Annotated in this window: 25 protein-coding genes; 19 read left to right on the forward strand and 6 right to left on the reverse strand. The window is 28.2% G+C overall.

Translation table 11 applies throughout. The features are described from left to right. Nucleotides 1-197 precede the first annotated feature (197 nt). From dnaB to bshA, 4 genes are all read left to right on the forward strand, one after another. Nucleotides 198-1,697, forward strand: a complete 1,500-nt coding sequence (gene dnaB / locus R3X25_RS09790; protein WP_317674290.1) for a replicative DNA helicase — start codon at nucleotides 198-200, stop codon at nucleotides 1,695-1,697. A gap of 58 nt (nucleotides 1,698-1,755) precedes the next feature. Then, the gene (locus R3X25_RS09795; RefSeq protein ID WP_411556575.1) at nucleotides 1,756-2,967 is read left to right on the forward strand and encodes an asparagine synthetase B; all 1,212 of its coding nucleotides are present in this window, start codon (nucleotides 1,756-1,758) and stop codon (nucleotides 2,965-2,967) included. 91 nt (nucleotides 2,968-3,058) lie between these two features. Then, entirely contained in the window at nucleotides 3,059-3,904 is an 846-nt protein-coding gene (locus tag R3X25_RS09800; RefSeq protein WP_317674292.1) for a transketolase, read from the forward strand. A gap of 162 nt (nucleotides 3,905-4,066) precedes the next feature. Continuing rightward, on the forward strand, nucleotides 4,067-5,191 hold the full coding sequence (gene bshA, locus R3X25_RS09805) for an N-acetyl-alpha-D-glucosaminyl L-malate synthase BshA (protein ID WP_317674294.1): 1,125 nt from the start codon (nucleotides 4,067-4,069) through the stop codon (nucleotides 5,189-5,191). Here bshA and aroB read toward each other — a convergent pair whose 3' ends face one another. Continuing rightward, the gene (gene aroB, locus R3X25_RS09810; RefSeq protein WP_317674295.1) at nucleotides 5,192-6,259 is read right to left on the reverse strand and encodes a 3-dehydroquinate synthase; all 1,068 of its coding nucleotides are present in this window, start codon (nucleotides 6,257-6,259) and stop codon (nucleotides 5,192-5,194) included. It abuts the gene before it with no gap. Between the two features lie 85 nt (nucleotides 6,260-6,344). Between aroB and R3X25_RS09815 the strand changes: the two genes are divergently transcribed. Continuing rightward, a complete protein-coding gene (locus R3X25_RS09815; protein ID WP_317674296.1) occupies nucleotides 6,345-7,511 on the forward strand; it encodes a proline dehydrogenase family protein in 1,167 nt (388 codons plus the stop codon). 104 nt (nucleotides 7,512-7,615) lie between these two features. On the opposite strand, the gene R3X25_RS09820 is transcribed toward R3X25_RS09815, so the two are convergent. Further along, entirely contained in the window at nucleotides 7,616-7,741 is a 126-nt protein-coding gene (locus R3X25_RS09820; RefSeq protein WP_317674297.1) for a hypothetical protein, read from the reverse strand. A gap of 110 nt (nucleotides 7,742-7,851) precedes the next feature. On the opposite strand from R3X25_RS09820, the gene typA reads away from it, so the two are divergent. The 3 genes from typA (at nucleotide 7,852) to R3X25_RS09835 (ending at nucleotide 10,903) form a co-directional block, all read left to right on the forward strand. Then, complete coding sequence (gene typA, locus R3X25_RS09825) at nucleotides 7,852-9,621, forward strand: translational GTPase TypA (protein ID WP_317674298.1); 1,770 nt, start codon at nucleotides 7,852-7,854, stop codon at nucleotides 9,619-9,621. A gap of 123 nt (nucleotides 9,622-9,744) precedes the next feature. Beyond that, entirely contained in the window at nucleotides 9,745-10,413 is a 669-nt protein-coding gene (locus tag R3X25_RS09830; RefSeq protein WP_317674299.1) for a DUF2202 domain-containing protein, read from the forward strand. After that, nucleotides 10,391-10,903, forward strand: a complete 513-nt coding sequence (locus R3X25_RS09835; RefSeq protein ID WP_317674300.1) for a c-type cytochrome — start codon at nucleotides 10,391-10,393, stop codon at nucleotides 10,901-10,903. The genes R3X25_RS09830 and R3X25_RS09835 overlap by 23 nt, the downstream gene beginning before the upstream one ends. Here the strand turns inward: R3X25_RS09835 and R3X25_RS09840 are convergent, their stop codons facing one another. Beyond that, a complete protein-coding gene (locus tag R3X25_RS09840) occupies nucleotides 10,904-11,368 on the reverse strand; it encodes a NifB/NifX family molybdenum-iron cluster-binding protein (protein ID WP_317674301.1) in 465 nt (154 codons plus the stop codon). Between the two features lie 377 nt (nucleotides 11,369-11,745). Here R3X25_RS09840 and R3X25_RS09845 point away from each other — a divergent pair, with 377 nt between their 5' ends. From R3X25_RS09845 to R3X25_RS09860, 4 genes are all read left to right on the forward strand, one after another. Then, a complete protein-coding gene (locus R3X25_RS09845) occupies nucleotides 11,746-12,189 on the forward strand; it encodes a MarR family winged helix-turn-helix transcriptional regulator (RefSeq protein WP_317674303.1) in 444 nt (147 codons plus the stop codon). Between the two features lie 529 nt (nucleotides 12,190-12,718). Then, nucleotides 12,719-13,219 (forward strand): CAP domain-containing protein, encoded by a 501-nt coding sequence (locus R3X25_RS09850; RefSeq protein WP_317674304.1) that lies wholly within the window; start codon nucleotides 12,719-12,721, stop codon nucleotides 13,217-13,219. 11 nt (nucleotides 13,220-13,230) lie between these two features. After that, nucleotides 13,231-13,386: a hypothetical protein gene (locus R3X25_RS09855; protein ID WP_317674305.1), complete on the forward strand. Its 156-nt coding sequence runs from the start codon at nucleotides 13,231-13,233 to the stop codon at nucleotides 13,384-13,386. Between the two features lie 414 nt (nucleotides 13,387-13,800). Then, nucleotides 13,801-14,190, forward strand: a complete 390-nt coding sequence (locus R3X25_RS09860; protein WP_317674306.1) for a thioesterase family protein — start codon at nucleotides 13,801-13,803, stop codon at nucleotides 14,188-14,190. On the opposite strand, the gene R3X25_RS09865 is transcribed toward R3X25_RS09860, so the two are convergent. Further along, entirely contained in the window at nucleotides 14,177-15,418 is a 1,242-nt protein-coding gene (locus R3X25_RS09865) for a glycosyltransferase family 4 protein (RefSeq protein WP_317674308.1), read from the reverse strand. The two genes, R3X25_RS09860 and R3X25_RS09865, sit on opposite strands and share 14 nt — an antisense overlap. Nucleotides 15,419-15,582: 164 nt before the next feature. On the opposite strand from R3X25_RS09865, the gene R3X25_RS09870 reads away from it, so the two are divergent. From R3X25_RS09870 to R3X25_RS09895, 6 genes are all read left to right on the forward strand, one after another. Further along, entirely contained in the window at nucleotides 15,583-16,149 is a 567-nt protein-coding gene (locus R3X25_RS09870) for an RNA polymerase sigma factor (protein ID WP_317674309.1), read from the forward strand. Between the two features lie 10 nt (nucleotides 16,150-16,159). Continuing rightward, nucleotides 16,160-16,615 (forward strand): hypothetical protein, encoded by a 456-nt coding sequence (locus R3X25_RS09875; RefSeq protein WP_317674310.1) that lies wholly within the window; start codon nucleotides 16,160-16,162, stop codon nucleotides 16,613-16,615. A gap of 52 nt (nucleotides 16,616-16,667) precedes the next feature. Continuing rightward, on the forward strand, nucleotides 16,668-17,135 hold the full coding sequence (locus tag R3X25_RS09880; RefSeq protein ID WP_317674311.1) for a hypothetical protein: 468 nt from the start codon (nucleotides 16,668-16,670) through the stop codon (nucleotides 17,133-17,135). Between the two features lie 47 nt (nucleotides 17,136-17,182). Beyond that, on the forward strand, nucleotides 17,183-18,058 hold the full coding sequence (locus R3X25_RS09885) for a hypothetical protein (RefSeq protein ID WP_317674313.1): 876 nt from the start codon (nucleotides 17,183-17,185) through the stop codon (nucleotides 18,056-18,058). Nucleotides 18,059-18,175: 117 nt separating this feature from the next. Then, nucleotides 18,176-19,294, forward strand: a complete 1,119-nt coding sequence (locus R3X25_RS09890; RefSeq protein WP_317674315.1) for a DEAD/DEAH box helicase — start codon at nucleotides 18,176-18,178, stop codon at nucleotides 19,292-19,294. Between the two features lie 217 nt (nucleotides 19,295-19,511). Continuing rightward, a complete protein-coding gene (locus R3X25_RS09895) occupies nucleotides 19,512-19,973 on the forward strand; it encodes a cold shock domain-containing protein (protein WP_317674317.1) in 462 nt (153 codons plus the stop codon). Between the two features lie 281 nt (nucleotides 19,974-20,254). Here R3X25_RS09895 and R3X25_RS09900 read toward each other — a convergent pair whose 3' ends face one another. Next, nucleotides 20,255-22,435 (reverse strand): amino acid permease, encoded by a 2,181-nt coding sequence (locus R3X25_RS09900; RefSeq protein ID WP_317674319.1) that lies wholly within the window; start codon nucleotides 22,433-22,435, stop codon nucleotides 20,255-20,257. 294 nt (nucleotides 22,436-22,729) lie between these two features. Here R3X25_RS09900 and R3X25_RS09905 point away from each other — a divergent pair, with 294 nt between their 5' ends. Beyond that, nucleotides 22,730-22,921: a cold shock domain-containing protein gene (locus tag R3X25_RS09905; protein WP_317674321.1), complete on the forward strand. Its 192-nt coding sequence runs from the start codon at nucleotides 22,730-22,732 to the stop codon at nucleotides 22,919-22,921. A gap of 145 nt (nucleotides 22,922-23,066) precedes the next feature. Here the strand turns inward: R3X25_RS09905 and R3X25_RS09910 are convergent, their stop codons facing one another. After that, nucleotides 23,067-23,687: a porin family protein gene (locus R3X25_RS09910; RefSeq protein ID WP_317674323.1), complete on the reverse strand. Its 621-nt coding sequence runs from the start codon at nucleotides 23,685-23,687 to the stop codon at nucleotides 23,067-23,069. Between the last annotated feature and the right edge of the window lie 78 nt (nucleotides 23,688-23,765).

Raw genomic sequence — 23,765 nt, forward strand, 5'->3', positions numbered from 1 at the left:
TAACTTATTAACAAAATTAAGACTTGTTAACATTATTTGTGTAAAAATTATTTGCTAATTTAGGCTAAAATAGTTGTTGTTAGGTTACATTTGTCTCCCTCAAAATTATTAAAATTGCAGTTCTTAACTATTTATACATAGAGAAGAAAATTTTAAAGTTAGATATAGCTATTAGTAATTGATTTAAAGCCGATTAAGTGAAGAATTTACAACCAATTTCATCAAAAAGAATTAAAAAAAGCACGGTTATTAACCTTGAGAAAGGGAAAATTCCACCTCAAGCAGTTGATTTAGAAGAAGCTGTTTTAGGTGCAATGATGATTGATAAAAAAGGTGTTGATGATGTAATTGATATTTTACACGATGAAGTTTTTTATAAAGAATCACATCAATTAATTTACAATGCCATATATTCTTTATTTCAAAATTCTGAACCTATAGATTTACTTTCAGTAGCAAATCAATTACGAAAAAGTGGAAATTTAGAATTAGCAGGTGGTGATTATTATTTGGTAAATCTTACACAAAAAGTATCTTCTTCAGCGCATATAGAATTTCATGCACGTATTATTCTTCAAAAATACATTCAACGTAGGTTAATTTCAATATCTTCTGAAATTATTGAAGAATCGTATGATGAAACTGTAGATGTTTTTGATTTATTAGATGATGCTGAAACAAAATTGTTTGAAGTTACACAAGGAAACCTTAAAAAAGGATCTGAAGATGCTGAAGGTTTAGTTAGACAGGCAATTACTAAAATTGAAGAAATTTCTAAACAATCTGGTATGAGTGGTGTTGCTACTGGATTTACTAGGTTAGATGAGTTAACTTCTGGTTGGCAACCATCCGATTTAGTTATTTTGGCAGCTCGTCCAGGTATGGGAAAAACTGCATTTGTAATGTCTATGGCAAAAAATATGGCCATTGATTTTGGAACACCAGCAGCAATATTTTCATTAGAGATGTCGTCAGTTCAGTTAATTACACGTATGATTTCTAGTGAAACAGGAATTCCTTCAGGAAAATTAAGAAAAGGAAATTTGGAACCACATGAATGGGAACAATTAAACGTAAAAGTAAAAAACTTGGCAAAAGCGCCAATTTTTATTGATGATACACCATCACTTTCTATTTTTGATTTGCGTGCAAAAGCTCGTCGTTTAGCTTCTCAACACGGAATTAAAATAATTATTATTGATTATTTGCAATTAATGACGGCTGGAAGTTCTTCAAACGGAAATAGAGAACAAGAAATATCAACAATTTCAAGAAACTTAAAAGCATTAGCAAAAGAATTAAATATTCCAGTTATAGCACTTTCACAACTATCACGTGCAGTTGAAACACGTGGAGGAAGTAAAAGGCCTTTATTATCTGATTTACGTGAATCTGGAGCAATTGAGCAAGATGCCGATATTGTTTCGTTTATTTATCGTCCAGAATATTATGGTCAAACAGAATGGGATGATGATGATAGGTCTAATTGTGAAGGTCAAGCAGAGTTTATTGTTGCAAAGCATCGTAACGGTGGATTAGATAATATTAGAATGAAATTTACAGGACATTTAGCATTGTTTAGTGATTTAGATGAAGGTTTTGGTAACGAGTTTCAATCTAAAATGAATACACCAACAGCAAGTCCAAGTGAAGCTTTCGATTCATTAGAGCCAGATGATAGCGATGTTCCATTTTAAAACAAATTTTAAAAATCTTCTATTCAGTAGTTTAATGCTTTTTTTTAGTATTCAAACTATGTTTGCATCTTTCATACTAATACCTATGGATGAAGTTACGCAAACCAATCATTTAAAAGCCTACGGAATAACCTATTGGTCTTTAAGCCAAGGAAATAAAGTAAAATGGTTATTGAATTATGAAGGAGGTTCGTTTTTATTAGAAGATAATGAAGCTACTAGAAATGAATGTAAAATTAGAGGAGTTACTTATAATGTAATATCAGATACCGAAGCTGCTCAAATTTTAGAAGAAATTGCAAGTCCTTCAAAAAATATGGAAGCTGTTATATTGGAAAAAGCTCCTAAAATAGCTGTTTATTCACCAAAAGATAAAATGCCTTGGGATGATGCTGTAACTATGGTGTTAACATATGCTGAAATTCCGTTTGATGTTGTTTACGATCAAGAAGTATTAGATGAAAAACTACTTTTATACGAATGGCTTCACTTACATCATGAAGATTTTACTGGTCAGTATGGGAAATTTTATGGTTCTTACAGAAGAGCACCATGGTATATTGAGCAAAAAAAAGCAGCTGAAAATTTAGCTACAGAATTAGGTTTTCATAAAGTATCAGAAGAGAAATTAGCTGTAGCAACTAAAATTAGAGACTTTGTAATTGGAGGTGGTTTTATGTTTGCCATGTGTTCAGCAACTGATAGTTTTGATATAGCTTTGTCTGCCGAAGGTATTGATATTTGCGAAACTATGTTTGATGGTGATCCATCAGATGTTAATTATGAAGATAAAATAAATTATAAAAATACGTTTGCTTTCAAAAATTTTTCGTTAGTAAAAAACCCTATGGAATATGAGTTCTCTTCTATAGATATGACTAGAAAAAGAACTATTAAACGAATATTAGATTATTTTTCTTTAAATGAATATTCAGCAAAATGGGATCCAGTACCAACAATGTTATGTCAAAACCATACAATGTTAATTAAAGGATTTATGGGGCAAACAACATCTTTTGATAGAGAAACTGTAAAATCTAATGTATTAGTTTTGGGTGAAATAAAATCCAATCAAGAAGCAAGGTATATCCATGGAGTGAAAGGGAAAGGAATGTTTACTTTTTATGGTGGGCACGATCCCGAAGATTATCAACATAGAGTAGGAGATCCAAAAACAGAATTAGATTTACATCCAAATTCGCCAGGATATCGTTTAATTTTAAATAATGTTTTATTTCCTGCAGCAAAAAAGAAAAAGCAAAAAACCTAGTTGTTAATAATTCCAAACAACTTTACTAAATAAAAATATTGTTTACATAGCTTAAAATGATATTTTTGCAACTTAAAAATAAGAGTTAACTATGCCAACTACACAAGAATTGCAAGATTTTGCACAACAAGTTAGAAGAGATATTGTTAGAATGGTACATGCTGTGAAATCTGGGCATCCAGGTGGTTCATTAGGGTGTAACGAATTTTTAACAGTTCTATACCAGGATATTATGGAATATTCTACAGATTTTGATATGAATGGAACAAACGAAGATGTGTTCTTTTTATCAAACGGACATATTTCGCCAGTATTTTATAGTGTTTTAGCAAGAAGTGGATTTTTTCCTGTGGAAGAATTAGCTACTTTTAGAAAATTAAACACAAGATTACAAGGTCATCCAACAACACACGAGGGTTTACCAGGAATTAGAATGGCTTCTGGATCTTTAGGTCAAGGAATGAGTAATGCAATTGGTGCTGCTCAAGCTAAAAAATTAAACAACGATTCTAAATTGGTTTATTCTTTACACGGAGATGGAGAATTACAAGAAGGTCAAATTTGGGAAGCAGCAATGTATGCAGCTGGTAAAAATGTAGACAATTATATTGCAGCTATAGATTATAATGGTCAGCAAATTGATGGATCTACAGACCATGTAATGCCAATGGGAGATTTAAAAGCAAAGTTTGAAGCTTTTGGTTGGATTGTATTAGATGTTGAAAAAGGAAACGATATTGAAAGTATTCAAAAAGGTATGGCAGAAGCAAAATCGTTAACAGGTAACGGAAAACCAGTTTGTGTTCTATTACATACAGAAATGGGTAATGGAATTGATTTTATGATGTACACACACACTTGGCATGGAAAACCACCAAGTGATGAGCAATTAGCTGATGCTTTAAATCAAAACCCTGAAACTTTAGGAGATTATTAGAAAAATCTAATATTCAGATATTTAAAATATTAAAAGTTACAATCTAAATAATTTCATTTTGGTTGTAACTTTTTTTTATGAAATAATTAATATCTTACTGTAAGAAACCCATTATATTTACAACTAATAATCAGTATTTAATTATTTAATTTTTAATAAGGAATGAAAATAGGTATAGTTTGTTATCCAACATTTGGAGGAAGTGGAGTAGTAGCAACAGAATTAGGTATGGCTTTAGCAAAAAAAGGCCATCAAGTTCACTTTATTACCTATAAACAACCAGTTCGATTGGATTTTATTACAAATGATATTCATTTTCATGAAGTTTTTGTAGAAGAGTATCCATTATTCCAATTCCAACCTTATGAGCTAGCGCTTTCAAGTAAAATGGTTGAAGTTGTTGAAATGTATAATTTAGAAATATTACACGTACATTATGCAATTCCACATGCATATGCAGCTTATATGGCAAAGCAAATGTTAAAAGAAAAAGGAATTGATGTAAAAGTAGTTACAACACTACACGGAACTGATATTACATTAGTTGGTAGCCATCCAAATTATAAAACAGCTGTTGAGTTTAGTATTAATAATTCTGATGTAGTTACAACGGTTTCTGAAAGTTTAAAAAACGATACGTTAAGCAGGTTTAATATTAGAAAAGATATTAAGGTTATCAATAACTTTATAGATTTTGAAAAATATCCTGAAATTAAAGATAAAGAATGTCAAAGAAGTAATATAGCTTTTGAAAATGAACGAATTATATCTCATATCAGTAATTTGCGTCCGGTTAAAAGAGCAGCAGATGTAATCGATATTTTTTATAAAATTCAGAAAAAAATTCCGTCAAAATTATTATTGGTTGGAGAAGGTCCTGATAGAGAATTGATAGAATTTAAAGTAAAAGAGCTTGGTATTTTAGATAAAGTTTTATTTTTAGGAAATAGCAACGAAGTAAATAAACTATTGTGTTATTCTGATTTGTTTTTATTACCATCTGAAACCGAAAGCTTTGGTTTAGCAGCTTTAGAAGCAATGGCGGCTAAAACACCAGTAATTTCAACAAACTCTGGAGGTTTACCAGAAGTTAATATTCAAGGTGTTACAGGCTTTTTAAGTGATGTTGGCGATACTGATGATATGGCTAAAAATGGAATTTACATTTTAGAAAATAGTGAACGCTTGCAAGAATTTAAAATAAATGCCTTTAAACAAGCTGAACGTTTTAGCATGAAAAACATTCTACCTGATTATAAAAAAGTGTATGTAGATTTAATAGGTTAATTAAGAACAATAATAGTCTAAAGCTTCAATTAACAATTCTTTTTCAACTTTACAGTCTAATTTAAATTTTTCATAATCAGTAAGCAATACAAAGTTTACTTGTCCACCAACATTCTTTTTATCATGAATTAATAATTCTAAAATTGCAGGATAATCTTCTTCTTGTAAATCTATTTTAGGATAAATTTTTAATAATTCATCTTTAATCAATTTTGTTTTTTCAGAAGGGAAGTTTAGTAATTTTTCAGAAAGGTAAGTTTCTGTTATCATTCCAACAATAATGGCTTCGCCATGTGTAAGTTTTTTCTTGTGTTCTGTATCTAAAAAATATGACTCAATTGCATGTCCTAAAGTATGTCCGTAGTTTAAAACTTTGCGTAAACCACTTTCTTTTGGGTCTTCAGTTACAACTTCATTTTTAATCTCAATAGATCTATGAACTAAACTACTTAAGTTTTTAATTGATAAGCTTTTAAATTCTATTACTTCACCCCATAGTTTAATGTCGTAAGTAAGTCCGTATTTTATAATTTCAGCCAATCCAGAACGCAATTCTCTTTCAGTAACTGTTTCTAAATACAATGGATCTATCAATACCATTTCAGGGTCTGAAAATAGCCCAATTTGATTTTTTAAAACACCTAAATCAACTCCAGTTTTTCCTCCAACTGACGCGTCAACCATACTTAATAAAGTTGTGGGTATATTTATAAAATCGATACCTCTTTTAAAACATGACGCTACAAAACCACCTAAATCTGTAATTACACCACCACCAAGATTAATCATTAAACTTTTTCTATCTGCACCTAAATCGGTTAAAGCACCCCAAACACCAGTACATGTATCCAAATTTTTGTTTTCTTCACCAGCTTCTACTTCAATTATTTCAATTTTAGAAGTTGTTTCTAAATTTAATAATAAAATAGGTAAGCAGTGCTCATTGGTATTTTCATCAACTAAAATAAATATTTTTGAAGGTTTTTTACTAGAAATAATTCCATTCAGCTTTGTATAAGCATCCTTCTGAAAGTTTACATAATAATTGTTGGATAATATTGGATTCATTTTGGTTAAAATTTACCGCAAAATAACGACAAAAAAGCAAAAAAATAAACATTTTGAGAACTATATTTGTGTAAAGAGGTTTAAAATGGAAAAAATATTTAATAACACAGAGGTTGCATTTGGGTTAAAAACAAATGCGCAATTAGATAGAGCTTACTATTTGTTTGAAATGATTAAACGTCAACCATTAGTAAAAATAGGTACTGCTCTTACAAAATTTGCTCTTAAAACTCATATGCCTGTTGAAGGTTTAATTAGAGCTACAGTTTTTGACCATTTTTGTGGAGGAGTTACAGAAGAGGATTGTATGCCTGTAATTGAAAATATGTACTCTAAAAACGTACACTCTGTTTTAGATTATTCTGCTGAAGGAAAAGAAGATGAAGAACAGTTTGATTTAGCTATGGAAAAAACATTGAATAATATAAAATTTGGTAAAGAAAAAGATAGTATTCCTTTTGCCGTTTTTAAACCTACAGGATTTGGGAAATTTTCTTTGTATCAAAAAATTACAGAAGGCACTCCTTTAGATAGTTATGAGAAAATTGAATGGAAAAGAGTTTGTGAACGTTACGAAATTGTTAGTAAAGCTGCTTTTGATAGAGATGTACCTTTATTAATTGATGCTGAAGAAACATGGATGCAAACTGCTGCCGATGATTTAATTGAAAAAATGATGCGTAAATATAATAAAGAAAAGGTTATTATTTTTGGCACATTGCAATTGTACAGATGGGATAGATTGGATTACCTAAAAGAACTTCATAATAGAGCTAAAAAAGAAGGGTTTAAAGTAGGAATGAAGTTAGTTCGTGGAGCTTATATGGAGAAAGAACGAGAACGAGCAGAAGAGAAAGGGTATAAAGATCCAATTTGTAAAGATAAAGCAGCAACAGATCAAATGTTTAACGATGTTATGGAATATATGTTCAAAAATATTGATGATATGGCAATTTTTGCAGGTACTCATAACGAAGAAAGTTCGTATCTGTTAATGGATTTGCTAGCAAAATCTGGTGTTGATAGAGATGATAAAAGAGTTTGGTTTGGGCAATTATATGGAATGAGTGATCATATTAGTTACAATCTTGCTCAAGAAAATTACAATGTTGCTAAATATTTACCTTATGGACCAGTTAGAGATGTAATGCCTTACTTAATTAGAAGAGCCGAAGAAAACACATCAGTTGCAGGTCAAACCAGTAGAGAATTAGAGTTATTAAGAGCTGAAAGAGAACGTAGAAATTTATAAATACTATTTAAAATACAGTTTTAAAGGTGAAATTCTAGTTACTAAAACTTATTTTAGGCTCTCACAATAATTAATTATTTACTTGTTGAAATATTAAAATAGGTTTAGCTGTTTTTTTTCTTTCCGCCTCTCATAAATAGCATTAAAGCTACAATTAACCCAATAAATACTAATCCAAGTACAATAGAACCAACTATTCCCCAAGTCCAAATACTGTTAAAAATCATCATAATTAATTTGTTTATTCTATAAAAATACATATTACTTTGAAATCATTTTTCAACTTTAGTTACAAAACCAAATAAAACAGTTACTTTTGCACCGCTTTAAAAAATCAAAGATGCAACCTATAAGAAATATCGCAATTATTGCGCACGTAGATCACGGAAAAACAACTTTAGTTGATAAAATTATTGACCAAGCTCATATTTTAGATGAACGTAAAGTACGTACAGATTTATTATTAGATAATAATGATTTAGAACGCGAGCGTGGTATTACCATTCTTTCTAAAAATGTTTCTATTAATTATAAAGGTGTTAAAATTAATATAATTGATACTCCTGGTCACGCGGATTTTGGTGGAGAAGTTGAACGTGTATTAAAAATGGCCGATGGTGTTTTACTATTAGTAGATGCTTTTGAAGGTCCTATGCCTCAAACTCGTTTTGTATTAGGTAAAGCGTTAGAACTTGGATTAACTCCAATTGTAGTAGTAAACAAAGTTGATAAAGAAAACTGTACTCCAGATATAGTACATGAAAAAGTATTTGATTTAATGTTTGCTTTAGATGCAAATGAAGAACAATTAGAATTTGCAACTGTTTATGGTTCTGCTAAAAACGGTTGGATGAATTATGATTGGAAGGATGAAACAGATAATATTATTCCTTTATTGGATTCAATTATAAAATACATTCCTGAAGCACCATATAAAGTAGGTACTCCTCAAATGCAAATTACATCGTTAGATTTTACTTCATTTGTAGGTCGTATTGCTATTGGACGTGTTTTTAGAGGTGATTTAGTTGAAGGAAAAGATTATATGCTTTGCAAAGCTGACGGTTCAACTCAAAAAGTACGTATTAAAGAATTACATACTTTTGAAGGTATGGGTAAAGATAGAACCGAAAAAGTAAGAAGTGGAGATATTTGCGCCATTACTGGAATTGATGGTTTTGACATTGGTGATACAATTGCTGATTTAGAAAACCCAGAAGCATTACCAAGGTTAAAAGTTGATGAGCCAACAATGAGTATGTTGTTCACTATTAACAATTCACCTTTTTATGGAAAAGAAGGTAAATATGTTACTTCTCGTCATTTACGTGATAGATTATTTAAAGAAACTGAAAAGAATTTAGCGTTAAGAGTTGAAGAAACAGATACAGAAGATAAGTTTAATGTTTTTGGTAGAGGAATTTTACATTTATCAGTACTAATAGAAACAATGAGAAGAGAAGGCTACGAATTGCAAGTAGGTAGACCTCAAGTAATCATTAAAGAAATTGATGGAGTTAAATGTGAGCCTTATGAAACAATGGTTATTAATGTTCCTGAAGAGTCGGCAAGTAAAGCAATTAACTTGGTAACTTTACGTAAAGGAGATTTATTAGTAATGGAGCCAAAAGGAGATTTACAACATTTAGAATTTGATATTCCTTCAAGAGGATTAATTGGATTGCGTAATAAAATATTAACTGCAACTGCAGGAGAAGCTATTATTAATCACAGATTACGTGGTTTTGACACTTATAAAGGAGAAATTGGAACTTCAAATAATGGAGCTATTATTTCAGCTGAAACTGGAAAAGCAACTGCTTATTCAATAGATAAATTACAAGATAGAGGGAAATTTTTTATAGAACCTAATCAAGAAATTTATAAAGGTCAGGTTGTTGGAGAAAATAATAAGCAAGACGATTTAGCTGTAAATCTTATTAAAGGTAAAAAATTAACAAATGTTCGTAAGTCAGGAACTGATGATAGTGTTAAAATTGCACCAAAAATTGATTTTTCTTTAGAAGAATGTATGGAGTACATTAAAGATGATGAATATTTAGAGGTAACACCACAAAGTTTACGTATGCGTAAAATTAGTTTTAGATAATAAAACAATTGCTTTCATAGAGTAACAAAGGTTGCAAAAATATATACAGTTAGACCTTAATTATAGATAAACTATTATCTATAATTAAGGTCTAACTTATTTATAAACAATAAAGTTATTATTATGAAATGCCTAAAAGTATTACCCCTTTTAATTATTATACTCTTTGTTTCTTCATGTTCATCAACAGATGATATTAATATTCTTAATCAAGAATCTACTGTTGAGCCCTACAATAATGAAGATAATGCAACACCTACTAATGCTTTATTAACTGAAGAAGAAATAAACGATTTAATGTATTTAAGAGAAGAAGAGAAACTAGCACGTGATGTATATATCTATTCATATAATAAATACGGGGTAAACATTTTTAAAAATATTTCTGAAAGTGAGCAAACTCATATCAATAGTGTTTTAACTCTTTTTAATAAGTATTATTTAGAAGATCCAATTTCAGAAGATGTAGTAGGTGTATTTAAAAATTCAGAACTTCAAGAATTATACAATCAATTGGTTGAAAAAAGTGATATTTCATTAATTGAAGCACTAGTTGTAGGTAATACTATTGAAGATCTTGATATTTACGATTTAGAATTAAATGAAGAAAGAACCATTAAAACAGATTTATTAGATGTGTACGAATCTTTAAAATGCGGTTCTAGAAATCACTTAAGAAATTATTATAGTCAACTAGTTAGTAATAATGGTACTTATTCTCCGGAATATATTAGTTCTGATTTGTTTAATACAATAATAAATAGCAGTAATGAAAAATGTGAAAATAATTAAGTCAATAATAATAAGTGTAGTTTTTTTAAGTGTTTTTGTATCTTGTAAAAACCAGAAAGAATACAAAAAGGTTGATATAGCAGGTACTACGTTTATAAATAATGGTAAAGAATTAATGGTGCAAAAATGTAATATTTGCCATTCTACATCTTCAGAATCACATGATAAAATAATAGCGCCACCAATGGTGGCAGTTAAAAGAAGATATAGTAGAGCATATTATTCAGAAAAAGAATTTGTTGAGGCTGTTACTAATTGGGTGTTGAATCCAAATGAACAAGAAGCAATTATGTATGGTGCTGTTCAACAATACAAGGTAATGCCCAAATTGCCTTATACAAAGGAAGAGATAACTACTATTGCCAAATATATTTATAATAATGAATTAGACAAACCGTCTTGGTTTCAACAACATTTTAATGAAGAACACCAAAACGGGAAGAGTAGGGGAAAAAGAATGAGAAATGGTCGTGGAAACAATAAGTTTTAATTAATGGTTGTGATGTCCACAATTTCCATTTCCATGTCCATGTTCACCATGTTTATGTTCATGTTTGTGATCATGATTATGGTCATCATGATTACCAGAGCAACCGCAATTCCCAGATTTTTTTGCAGCCAAAGTACCATTTAGTAACTTTTCAATTGCAACATCTGGATCTTTTTCTTCAATTAAATGAGTAGCAATACCAACATTTGCTAATTTTCTTATAGCTCCATCTCCAATTCCGCCAGTTAAAAGCATATTTATGCCTTGTAATGGGTTTAACACTATAGTATCTGTAGAATTGCTATGAAAAAAGTTATGTAAACTTTCTTCTTTAGTAATTTCTATTAAACTTTTATTAACTAATTCATTGTCTTTTATATGATATACAAGAAATCTAGTACATCTTCCAGCATGCTCAAACACTGTTTTCTTGTTTTGCGAAGTTATTGCAATATTTAATTCCATAATATTATTAAAATTTAAAACAAAAATAACTCTTTTAAAGTAGGAGGTATGCAATTTAAGTAGCATAATAATTCATATATAAGCATTAAAAATTACTCTTTGTAGACATTAATTTGTTATACCGTATTTTTTTTATCGAAAAAAGCAATTTTTTTTACGAAAATATTTTAGTTAATGTTTAGGTTTATTTAAATAGTATAAAAACATTGGTAAACAACACTTTATAAAATCCATTGAATTATTCATAATTCTTTTTAATACACTTTTTTTATGGATAAAAGATTAAATAATCTGATTTTTATTTGTTCAAATTAATATTTGTATATACATTTGTTGTATCTACAAAGGTAGTGTAGAAAACAACAGTCCCCCCGAAATTGAATAGAGATGGTAAAAGTAATCCGATTAATTTACCTGCACTTACAATAGATAACCTATTGAAAACAGGTAACTGGATGAATGAAATGTATACAGATCATTTAAAACAGTTTGCATTATCAATTCAACAATATCAAGTATTACGTTCTTTGAGAGATTTAAATGGTGAACCTGCAAATTTGCAAACTTTACAAGTTTTAATGGTTAGTAAAAACAGTAACACAACACGTTTAGTTGAAAAGCTTCGTGTTAAAGGTTTAATTACAAGAGTACAAAGCCCAGAAAACAGGAGAAAAGTAGAAATAAATATTACAGATGCAGGTTTGCAATTACTAAAAGAAATTGATGCAATTCAAATAGAATTTGAAAATGATACAGTTAAAAATTTAACTAAAAACGAAATTATTGCATTAAATCAGTTATTAGAAAAAATTAGAAAATAATAATAACCCCAGAACAACCCCAGATATTTTTTTGAATTTCTATGCAAACCCCTCATAGAAATTCAAAGTTGCTGGGAAAAATAATAATTAGTAGTACAATTTTAGAGGTAGTTTCTCTGGAATCACATATTAATAAAAGTAATCCGAAAATACTTTGATTTAATTAGATGGTTAGTAAGACCTTTGATTCTGCCTCTTTTCTAAAAATAAATAAATAAGTGAATAAATAAATACCCAAACAACCCTAAACCCAATTAAGCCAAAACCCCAGATAATTATGAATACAAGTCAACTATTCTACAATTTAAAATATAAAGTCGTTATGTCCTATAACGCATTATCTCAAAGTAACATTCAACCCCAGTTTCATGAAGCTTTGAAATTTATAAATACTTTATTTCCAATAAATAAAATGAGTATTAGTTAAAAAATCAGCCGCATTTCGTTTGCAATAATCCACCTCCCCACAACGGTAGTTATTAAAATAGTTTATGCGGCTGTATTTTAGAAATCAACAAAACCCCAAAAAATGAAAACTCCTAAATTACTAGTGCTTTTTGCACTTACTCTTCTCGTATTAAATTCATGTTCAACTGAAACTGAAGAAATAGAAATTTACAACCAAGTTTCTGAAAAAATTAATTGTTCATCTCTCAATTGCTTTGAGAATGAAGTTTTAAATGCTGTTAATGATTATAGAGTTTCATTAGGTTTAATACAATTAAAAACAAATGATTTAGCATCTATAGAAGCTGAAACTCATACTGAATATATGATTGATGCTGGAAAGGTTAGTCATGATAATTTTGTTGAAAGACAAAAAAAATTAGTTGAAAACGCAAACGCAATAAAAGTAGGAGAAAATGTAGCTTTTGGCTATTTAACTGCTAATGAAGTGTTGGAAGCTTGGTTAAGTAGCTCTTCTCATAAAGCTTTAATTGAAAATCCTTACTATACACATTTTGGAATTTCTATTGAAGCTAGCAATACAGGTAAAAATTATTTCACTCAAATATTTATTAAACGTTAAAATATATAGTTATGACATTTGAAATAAATGGATTTCCGCAAGAAAAATTAAAAAAAGAACTAAAAGGTAAACAGCGTATTTATATAAATACATTAATTCCTAACTTTAATTTAAATGGTGAAATAATTAATAAGCACAATCGAAATAATTTTTGTGTAAAATTATAAGTAAGTTTAATTTAAATATAAAAGTTGTTTCAACAATTGTAGAGTAAAAAGTTTTTTAATAAAATAAAAACAGTTGCAATAATCCTTTAAAAGCGTCGTCCCCACAACGGTAGTGTATATTTAGATATTACAACTGTTAAATTTTTAATATAAAAACAGCCGCAATATTCTTGAAAAAACGGTCGTCCCCACGATCAAATTTTATTAACACAAGTATTACGACTGTTGATCTTTAACTAACTTTTTATAGTTTAAGTATAAGATATATGCGTTCTTGAACTTTTTTAGGTACTGTAAATGTAAATTAAACCATTTATAAATCCAATTATTTTTAGAATAGAAATTGAATATTCAACAATATCTTTGTTAAATTTGCTCTTTATTTTAAGAAAACAGAAACCAGAAACACTATTTATGTCAATAAAACCTTACTCATTTACAGTTAAAGTTAAAAAAGAACATATTGATGTTTTAAACCATGTAAACAATGTACAATACTTAAATTGGGTGCAAGATGCAGCTTTAAAACATTGGGCTACATTAACTACTGAAAAAATTGATGCTAATTACTTTTGGGTAGTTGCTAGACATGAAATTGATTATATTTCTTCAGCTTTATTGAATGAAGAATTAACTGTAAAAACATGGATAGGATTGTCTAAAGGGAAAATATCTGAACGCTTTGTTAATATTTATAGAGGTGAAGATTTAATTGTAAAGGTAAAAACAATTTGGTGTTTAATGAGTAAAAAAACCTTTAGATCAAGTATTATTCCAGAGGAAGTTTATGCTATTTTAGAATAGTTTTATTTTTTTCTTCAATCCATTTACTCATATATTTTGTACTTTTCAAAGTGTGATGTTGTAATATTTTTCCAATAAAATTAGCTGATCTATGTTGTTGAAGATTATTTTTAATATACTGAATTGTATTTATTAACTTTTTACCGTGTTCTTTTTTATTAAAATTTTTATTAATTAGTTCAATACCATTTTGCTGAAAACAAATCCATTCTTGCTCGTTGTTATATAATTTAACTGCATTATTAGTAAAATTAGTGTCATTATTCTCAATATAACCGTTCCAGTTAAGGTTTTGTTTCATCCCTTCAGAACCAATAGTTGTTGTAACGTTTGGAGTTCCATAAACCATACTATCAATAAGTTTTCCTTTTAATCCGGCTCCAAATTGTATAGGTGCAAGTAGTACTTTAGAATTAATAAATTCAAGTTTAATGTTCTCAACCCAACCTTTTACTAAAAAGCCTTCATTTTTATTATGTAATTGTTTGGCTTTTTCTGTTAAATAGCCGCCATAAATGTTTAAGTTAGTATTAGGTAATTGCTTTCTAATTTTTGGCCAAATATCTTTTTTTAATTTTAAAACGGCGTTCCAATTTGGTTCATGTAAAAAATTTCCAACTGAAATAAAATCTTTTCGGTTATTAAATAAAGGAAAATCTTTTATACTTTCAGATGTAATTGCATTTAATAAAAAAGGAGTGTAAACCAATAATGATTTAGCTATATTAAATTTATTTTGAAGTAATTCAATTTCATATTTTGAAATAATTAGCGTTAAATCACATCTATAAATACTCGCTATTTCACGTGTAGCAATTTCATTTTGAAGCATCTTTAAATTTACTTCAGTATTTGTTTTAAAAGCATTTTGTCTAGCTTTTCGTAGAAAGTGTAGGTCTTCAGTATCTAATATTTTTATTGCATTAGGACACACTTCTGATACTCTCCAACCAAATTGCTCTTCAGTTAAAAACCTATCAAACATAACTACTGAAGGATTTATTTCTTTTAATAAAGAATTAAAACTAGCGTTGTTTAATTCAATTAAAAAGGTGTTAATGTTTAATTCTTCAAAATTTATTGATTTATTTTTGTTAGAAGCGGTAGAAGCAAAGCTTATTTGATAGTTGTTTTTTATAAATAATTGTATAAGCTGAAGCATTCTACTTCCTGCTGCAGTAGCATTTGGTTCTGGCCAAACAAATCCAATTATTAGTAAATTTTTCATACTTCAAAAGTAGGGAAGTTAGCTGCATAAAAAAAGCATGAAATTAATAGGGTTAATTTAGTGCTTTGTTATTTAAAATAAATAAACTTTTTTATAAACTATATTCAGTTTTAGAGGTCTAATTAAAATAACTATCTTTAAAGTAAGTGTAAATAACATATAAATTGAGTAACGAAACTGATTTTATTAAAGAATTATTAAATCCTAAAAAACGCGAAAGAGCGTTTGGTAAACTGTTAGATAATTATCAGGAGCGTTTATATTGGCATATTCGAAAAATTGTTGTTACACATGAAAATGCAGATGATGTATTGCAAAATACGTTTTTAAGAATTTATAAAAGTCTACCAAATTTTCATCAAAAAAGCACCTTACATACATGGATGTATAGAATAGCATATAATGAATCTATTCGATTTTTAGAGTTGCAAAAAAAGAAACAACACAGTAGTTTAGATGAAGAAAATAGTTATTATTTAAATAGTTTAGAAGATGATGTGTATTTTGATGGGAGTGAAGCGCAATTTAAACTAAATCAGGTAATTAATGAGTTACCAGAAAAGCAAAAAATAGTATTTCAACTAAAATATTTTGATGATTTAAAGTTTAGAGAAATTGCTGAAATATTAGAGTTAAATGAAAGCACATTAAAATCATTATATTATACTTCTGTAAAATATATTGAAAATAATGTAATTAAAATTCAACCTTTTTTAAAAAAAGAGGTCTAAAGTATTAGATATGAAAAATGAAACAAACAAAGTAAAGAGCTTACAAGGTTTAAAGGATAAGCAAATTAGAAAAAAACATACCGAAGAGTTAGGGATGTCTTTACCTTCTGATTATTTTCAAAATTCAAAAAATAGAATTTTAAATAACGTAAAGAAAGATGCACCTGTTTCTAATATTCCTATAAAAAGAAATAAATATACTTGGATTTCAGTTGCTGCAACTATTGCAATTTTATTTTCAGTAGCTATTTTTAATAAAACAATATTTAATACAAATAATACTAATATTGTTTCTGATACTTTAGAAAATATTAAAAACGCTGAATTTAACCAAGAAAATTTAGTACTTCTAAATACTGATGATATAACAATAACATCTCTTTTTGTAGAAGATTCAGAATTAGATGATTTTATTGATTCTCATGTTTTAGAAGGGTTAATAGAAGATAATTTAAAATTAAATTAAAACTATTTAATAGTTTAAAATTCAAATAATTAATATGAAAAAAAATTACACAATGAAAAAATATAAAAGCATCGTATTTATAATTATGTTACTGTTTGGGTTAAGTAGTTTTCAATTATTAGCTCAAGAAACTAACAATTCAACTTTATTTGAAAACTTAACAGTTGAACAAGTGAAAATGCTTAAAAATCAAAAAGAACTAATAAAAGCGAATAGAGAAAAATTTAAAGCAAGTCTATCACTAGAACAGTTAAATATTTTAAAAGACACTAAATTAACCTTAAAAGAAAGGCAAAAAGTATTGTTAAAAATGTTATCAAATTCTCAACGCAAGTTACTACAACAACAACAAATTCAGGTACAACAAATAAAAAATCAATTTATTGCAACTATAACATTAGAACAAAGAGAACAATTAAGAATGCAACTAAAAAACACAACTAATCTTCAAGAAAGAAAAGAACTAATAGAAGCAGTTAGAGAGCGTAGAAAAAATATGCAAAACAATACGGGCGAATAAAAATTAAATTTTAGTATATTTAGGTGGTTTAATAACCACCTTTTTTTATGAGAAAGATTTTGTATTTATTTTTTTATCTAATTTGTATTTATAATACTTATAGCCAGGAACCTTCTAAAGATAACGGTGAAATAGATAAGGTTGTTAATGCATTATTCTCTGAAGATGAGCAGTCTATAGATGAATTAATGTTAGCATTAAGTAAATATCAAATGTTATATGTTTCGTTAAATTATAACAGTAACTCATATTTTGCAGGTAGAGATATAGGTATGGATCAATATAATTTAATACCTCAAATAATATATTTGCACTCTTCAGGTATTTTTGGAAGTATTAGCGCTAACTATTATGAAAAATTTAACCCAAAATTAGACGTTACAACTCTTGCTGTTGGTTATGGTAAAAACTTTGGTAAACATCAAAATTTTAGATATGGTGGTTATTATTCAAAATACTTTTACGCAAATAGTAACGATGATTTTTTAGACAATTCACTTTCCGTAAGTATAAGTGCTAAAAACAAAATAAAAACAATAGGCACTTCTCTTTATTTAAGTTATCTGTTTGGAAGTAAGGATGCTATACAGATTACCTCAAGTAGTTTTGCAACTGTAAAGTTACTTGAAAAAAGAAAGTTATCTATTAATTTAAAACCTCAAATTTCAATAACTGCAGGGAAACAAACTATAGAATTATCTAGAGTTTCTAGTATTGAAGGTTTTCCACTAACCACATATTATTCAGATAATGTTTTTGATTTAATAAACACCCAATTAAATATTCCTGTGCAATTTAGTTTAAATTCGTTTGATGTTGAAATAGGATATTATATAAATTTTCCAAATGCTATTGAAGGAGAAACTGATTTAAAAAACACAAGTTTTTTAAATGTCTCTATTGCTTATTTAATTAGTCTATAGCTTACTTAAAACAGCTTTAACTTTATATTAGACAATAAAACTACCATTAGCTATAGTTTATTTAATAAATTTGCAAAAATTTAGAATTAATAACCTTCAAAGGTTTAAAAATAAAATATGTCAAATTTTAAAGAATTAGGAGTAACAAACGTTTTTGTAAAATCGTTAAAGGAAATTGGAGTTAAGGTTCCTACAGAAATTCAGAAATTAACTATACCAGTTTTATTAAATTCAGATATAGATTTAGTAGGTTTAGCACAAACAGGAACAGGTAAAACTGCAGCATTTGGATTGCCTATTCTTCAAAAAATTGATCCATCTTCTTCTAATATTCAAGCATTAATTTTAGCTCCAACCAGAGAGTTAGTTCAACAAATAAAAAAGCAATTATTTAAATTCACCAAGTATTCTGATGATAAAATTTTTGTAGAAGCAGTATTTGGAGGTGAAAAAATAGACAGACAAATAAAAGCTTTAAAAAGAACTACACACGTTGTGGTTGCTACTCCAGGCCGTTTAATAGATTTAATTGAGCGTGGTGAAATTGACATAAAAAATATTAAAACACTTGTTTTAGATGAAGCAGATGAAATGTTAAGTATGGGATTTAAACAAGATTTGAATCGAATTTTAAAATATACTAACGGAAAAAGAAATACTTGGCTTTTTTCTGCAACAATGCCAGAAGAAATAAAGAAGATTATTAAAACATATATGTCTGCTGATGCTAAAAGAATTGAAGTAAATAAAAATTCTTTAGTAAATGAAAATATTACACATTTGTATATTAAAACATCAATTTCTGAAAAGTTAAACTTACTTATTAAACTTTTAGAAAATAGACAACGTGAGCGAGGAATTATATTTTGTAGAACAAAAGCAGGAACTCAAAAAGTAGCAAAACTATTAAAGGAAGAAGGATTTTCAGCAGAAGCACTTGAAGGTGATATGCAGCAAAAAGAAAGAGATAAAGTAATGAGAGCTTTTAAAAATAAATCTTTACAAGTTTTAATTTCTACAGATGTTTCGGCTAGAGGAATTGATGTGCATAATTTAAGTTTTGTAATTCATCATCAATTACCAGAAAACAACGAGTATTATACACATAGAAGTGGAAGAACAGCTAGAGCTGGTAAAACAGGAGTTTCAATTGCTTTAATTTTGCCAAATGAAGTTTCTAAAATTAAAGAACTTCAAAAAGAGTTAGGTATATCGTTTAAAGAAATTAATGCATAATATAAACTCTTAATGTAGAAAATTTGTAATTATATTATTTATAAAATATCTGATGAATTTGTAAATAATTTTGAATAAACAAAATTTCAGGTAGAATTTTATAGATAAATTAAGTTTTTATATAAATAAATAGAAAAAAATTTAAGGATATTTTAAAGCAAAAAGTTATCTTTGCACTTATTAATATTATACAGATAAAAATACTTTAAGTAAACGAATGGCTAAATCGCAACAAACATTTAACAAAATTGAAAAAGAAAAAAAACGCTTAAAAAAGCGAGAAGAAAAGAGAAAAAAAATGGAGGCTCGTAAGGCTGAAGCCAAGGAGAATGGAAAGAAAGGAATTGAGTTTGCCTATGTTGATCATTATGGAAATCTAACAGATACACCACCAGATCCAACAAAAAAAGTTAAAGTTAAAGCTGAAGATATTGTTATTGGTGTACCAAAAACATTAGATAGCGATAGAGAAGAAGTAGATCCTGTAAGAAAAGGAAAAGTATCATTTTTTGATACTTCAAAAGGTTTTGGATTTATAATTGACGCAGAAAATAACGAAAAATATTTTTGCCATGTAAGTGGTTTGGTAGATCAAATTGCTGAAAATGACAAAGTAACTTTTGAGTTAGAAAGAGGTATGAAAGGGATGAATGCAGTAAAAGTAACATTACAAAAATAAATTAGACTCAACATTTTTTTGTTGAATTTATAAAATATTAAACAGTTAAAAAGCACAACTAGAAATAGTTGTGCTTTTTTGTAGATGCTAATGTGACTTATGTAACAAAACGTTATGCTTTTTAACTATAAATTGCAATTCAAAGCCCGAAAGACTAGTATCTACAAGTCATTGGACTGTGGGGACAAAAACCTCTAGCTTACTGCTAGAGGTTTTCTTTTTATAGCTAAAATAGTATTATTGTAAATATAAATTGTTTGTTGTTTTAGAATCTAACTATGTTAATTCTTCACAAAATCTAAATCAAGAATATTAAAATTATTTGCAGCTTTTACAAGAAGGGTAGAACCAATAGATTCGAAAAGGTTATTTGTTTTTAAAACAAATTCTGCTTGTTTTTCTATTTTGTAGTTTGGTATTCCTACAATAGTTAAATCAGTTTTTCCAGAATACTCTTCAATAATATTATAAAAAGGTTTTTGTTCAACAGCGTTGTTAATAATAACAATTTTAACAATTACCCTTAAATCTTCAACTAGTTTTTGAATTTTTGAATGTATTAATTCTCTATTTACATTGTTGTTATTTACAAACAAAACTCTAATATTAGTATTGTTCCATCTAGGAGAGGCAATAATAAAGCGCGCAATATTTAGCATCATTTCGGCATTTTTACTGTCGGTTTCTCTCCACCAAAAATCTACAGTTTTATAGTTGCCAAACTTCTTTTTTCTATCAAAATCTAAATACAAAAGATTGTAATCTAAATGTAATAACGTTTCTGTCATTTTAGAGTATTCAGTAGAATTTTCCAATCCTTTTGGCCAACCCATCATAATAGTATTAGGTTCAACACCAGAAAAACCATAGGTCATAGCAATATTTGTTATTCCATCGTAAATATTATTAACCTTAATTTGTCTTGCAAAAATACCCAGATCAGTAAAGGTATCATCTCTAACTATCTGTTCAGTTCTTTTTAATGGTTTCTTATTTTCTTTGTCTAAAATAAGTTTAAAGTTAGTTACAATTCCTGTTCTTCCAGAAACCGTTTTACCTAGCTGTAATAAATATGATTGATGTTTACTTTCACCACTAAACAAAATAATATTTGGGTTCCAGCTGACATTTTCTTCATTATTTGAGTCAATTTTTTTAAGTCCTTTATTTACTACATTTTCCCATACACTTTGCCAAACATCGTTTGTTTGTAATTTAACTTCTTTACGTTGAAGCCAAAAATACAATCCAGCTATAATACCAAATGCTCCCAACATAGCAAACATGTCTAACTTAAACATTACAGCAAAACAAGCTGCAAAACCAAGTAAACCTATCCAGCTTTTTATTTTAAATGTTGGTTGAAAATCTGGATTAGCCCAACTTTCTAAAAAAAATGAAATATTTATAAAACCATATGCTGTTAAATAAAACATAGAAACTATACGAGCAATTACATCTAATTCACCTATTAATATTCCTGCTTCAGCTATTATAAAAACTAAAAGTAACGCATTTACAGGTTCATTATTAGCGCCTTTTCCTTTTCTAAATATTTTTGGTGTTACTTTATCAACAGACATAGCTTGTAGTATTCTTGGACCGCCTAATATGCCTCCTAGGGCAGAAGATAAAGTTGCTCCCCAAATACCAGCTAATACAGCAGGAGCAAAGAGAGCTATTTTCATTAAAATATTATAATCTGTTTTTAAAGTTTCAGAATTTACGTTGTAAGCTAGAAAAACAGCAAGTGTAAGATAAATAATTAGTCCAACACCAATAGCTAATAATGTACCTTTTGGAATTGAGTTTTTCGGATCTTCTAAATCACCACTCATTGCAATACCTGCTGTAAAACCTGTAACTGCAGGGAAAAATATAGCAAATACAACTTCTAGCGGAATAGCATTTTCTGAAGCAACCATTTTAACTGTTTCAGGTTCAAAAGATGAGTTTCCGAAAAACACGGAGATTAAAGATAGTACAATGGCTGCTAAAATAAAAAACTGTGTTTTAATAGCTACAGAAGTACTAATTAATGCTAATGAAGTTAACACTACTAGTGCTATTGAACCTGTAAGTCTTAATTCGTTTATTGAAATTTCCAATCCAAAATAACCATTAAAACTTTCAGCAAAACCTATTAAATATAATGCAATTGAAAAAGCCGTTCCAATATATAAGGCAATTCCAATAGAACCACCAATAGGAACTCCCATACTTCTAGAAAGTACATAATAAACTCCTCCAGCACCAATTTTTTTATCAGTTGCAACAGATGATATACTTAAACCAGTGGAAACAGCAATAACGTGAGCTAAAACAATAATTATAATAGCACCAATTAAACCTGCGTTTCCAACTACCCAGCCTAAACGCATATACATTATTACACCTAAAATAGTTAATATTGAAGGTGTAAATACACCTGCAAATGTTCCAAACTTTTTTCCAGTAGACATTTTTAAATATAAAAATAAGATTAAATATAGCCAATCCTAACAAAACAGACACTACTTAAATTAGTATAACTTCTAAAATTTATTCAAACTAATTATAGATAGTTGAATTTTAAATAGAGATAAGTTTAAGGTTTGTTTATTTTAATACAGTGTACTCATTTTGTTCTATTTGCTTAATTGATAATGAATAAAGTTTTAAAAAAAAACAAAAAAAAACCAATTAATATATTGTAAATCAAAAAAATGGCACCATATTTGCAAAATCAAAAGTATTAATAATATAAACACATTACAATGAGTAAAGGAACAGTAAAATTTTTCAATGAATCTAAAGGATTTGGATTTATCACAGAAGAAGGAGTTGGAAAAGATCACTTTGTACACATTTCTGGATTAGTAGACGAAATTCGTGAAGGCGATGAAGTAGAATTTGAACTAAAAGAAGGAAAAAAAGGATTAAACGCAGTAAACGTAAGAGTAATCTAATACATATACTAAAAGTTTTCCAAAAGCCCATCAAATATTTGATGGGCTTTTTTTATATACTTAATTTAAGATTACATTACTAGAAATAAAAAAACCAGAGTATAATTCTCTGGTTTTAATATAAATATAATAAATAATAATAATTTTATTTTCGGTTATCTAAAAAGCTATACGATAAACTAAATATTAATTGTTCTGGTCTAGAGTCTAAAGTGAAAGATTCACTAACATCTGTCCATTCTGCTTCATTTTTACTAAATCCTCTTTCGTAACGAGCATCAAAACCAAATCTTCCTAACTCAATTGAAGCACCTATATTTACACCAACTGTAAAATCTTTTTCAACATCGCTAATATTTACTCCCTTTAAATCATTCTCAACAACATATTGAAAAGCTGGACCAGCAAATACATTTAAAGGTCCAATAAGTTTAACTCCAACTAAAACAGGAACATCAATTTTAGTTAATTCATAATCTTCACTTCCTGAATTGATTGAGTATTCACTTTTGGTTTTTGTATACAATAATTCGGGTCTTAAATAGATACTTCCTAAATCTAATTTACCATATAGGCCTATGTTGTAACCTGTTTTACTTGAGCCATCTTGCTTGTTAACAATATCAGAAGTTTCATTTAAAAACTCTTTCAACTCTCCATTAGTATTAAAACTTAAACCTCCTTTTAAACCCCAATCATTTTGGGCATTTGAAACAAAAAATGTTGTTAAAAGAGCAATAGTAAATAATGTGATTCTTTTTTTCATGATAGTATGTTTTGGGTTAAAGTTCTATTAAAACGCAACTACTATGCCATTTATTTTCTAGCAATTACTTTTTTAACA

Source organism: Lutibacter sp. TH_r2, assembly GCF_033101135.1.
In the GTDB taxonomy this organism is placed as follows: domain Bacteria; phylum Bacteroidota; class Bacteroidia; order Flavobacteriales; family Flavobacteriaceae; genus Lutibacter.

What these genes read in the sequence shown, in the direction of transcription:
- R3X25_RS09795 (WP_411556575.1), top strand. Translation starts at nt 1,756, where the DNA reads ATGTTTGCATCTTTCATACTAATACCTATGGATGAAGTTACGCAAACC.
- R3X25_RS09800 (WP_317674292.1), top strand. Translation starts at nt 3,059, where the DNA reads ATGCCAACTACACAAGAATTGCAAGATTTTGCACAACAAGTTAGAAGA.
- bshA (WP_317674294.1), top strand. Translation starts at nt 4,067, where the DNA reads ATGAAAATAGGTATAGTTTGTTATCCAACATTTGGAGGAAGTGGAGTA.
- aroB (WP_317674295.1), bottom strand. Translation starts at nt 6,259, where the DNA reads ATGAATCCAATATTATCCAACAATTATTATGTAAACTTTCAGAAGGAT.
- R3X25_RS09815 (WP_317674296.1), top strand. Translation starts at nt 6,345, where the DNA reads ATGGAAAAAATATTTAATAACACAGAGGTTGCATTTGGGTTAAAAACA.
- R3X25_RS09820 (WP_317674297.1), bottom strand. Translation starts at nt 7,741, where the DNA reads ATGATGATTTTTAACAGTATTTGGACTTGGGGAATAGTTGGTTCTATT.
- typA (WP_317674298.1), top strand. Translation starts at nt 7,852, where the DNA reads ATGCAACCTATAAGAAATATCGCAATTATTGCGCACGTAGATCACGGA.
- R3X25_RS09830 (WP_317674299.1), top strand. Translation starts at nt 9,745, where the DNA reads ATGAAATGCCTAAAAGTATTACCCCTTTTAATTATTATACTCTTTGTT.
- R3X25_RS09835 (WP_317674300.1), top strand. Translation starts at nt 10,391, where the DNA reads ATGAAAAATGTGAAAATAATTAAGTCAATAATAATAAGTGTAGTTTTT.
- R3X25_RS09840 (WP_317674301.1), bottom strand. Translation starts at nt 11,368, where the DNA reads ATGGAATTAAATATTGCAATAACTTCGCAAAACAAGAAAACAGTGTTT.
- R3X25_RS09850 (WP_317674304.1), top strand. Translation starts at nt 12,719, where the DNA reads ATGAAAACTCCTAAATTACTAGTGCTTTTTGCACTTACTCTTCTCGTA.
- R3X25_RS09855 (WP_317674305.1), top strand. Translation starts at nt 13,231, where the DNA reads ATGACATTTGAAATAAATGGATTTCCGCAAGAAAAATTAAAAAAAGAA.
- R3X25_RS09860 (WP_317674306.1), top strand. Translation starts at nt 13,801, where the DNA reads ATGTCAATAAAACCTTACTCATTTACAGTTAAAGTTAAAAAAGAACAT.
- R3X25_RS09865 (WP_317674308.1), bottom strand. Translation starts at nt 15,418, where the DNA reads ATGAAAAATTTACTAATAATTGGATTTGTTTGGCCAGAACCAAATGCT.
- R3X25_RS09875 (WP_317674310.1), top strand. Translation starts at nt 16,160, where the DNA reads ATGAAAAATGAAACAAACAAAGTAAAGAGCTTACAAGGTTTAAAGGAT.
- R3X25_RS09880 (WP_317674311.1), top strand. Translation starts at nt 16,668, where the DNA reads ATGAAAAAATATAAAAGCATCGTATTTATAATTATGTTACTGTTTGGG.
- R3X25_RS09885 (WP_317674313.1), top strand. Translation starts at nt 17,183, where the DNA reads ATGAGAAAGATTTTGTATTTATTTTTTTATCTAATTTGTATTTATAAT.
- R3X25_RS09890 (WP_317674315.1), top strand. Translation starts at nt 18,176, where the DNA reads ATGTCAAATTTTAAAGAATTAGGAGTAACAAACGTTTTTGTAAAATCG.
- R3X25_RS09895 (WP_317674317.1), top strand. Translation starts at nt 19,512, where the DNA reads ATGGCTAAATCGCAACAAACATTTAACAAAATTGAAAAAGAAAAAAAA.
- R3X25_RS09900 (WP_317674319.1), bottom strand. Translation starts at nt 22,435, where the DNA reads ATGTCTACTGGAAAAAAGTTTGGAACATTTGCAGGTGTATTTACACCT.
- R3X25_RS09905 (WP_317674321.1), top strand. Translation starts at nt 22,730, where the DNA reads ATGAGTAAAGGAACAGTAAAATTTTTCAATGAATCTAAAGGATTTGGA.
- R3X25_RS09910 (WP_317674323.1), bottom strand. Translation starts at nt 23,687, where the DNA reads ATGAAAAAAAGAATCACATTATTTACTATTGCTCTTTTAACAACATTT.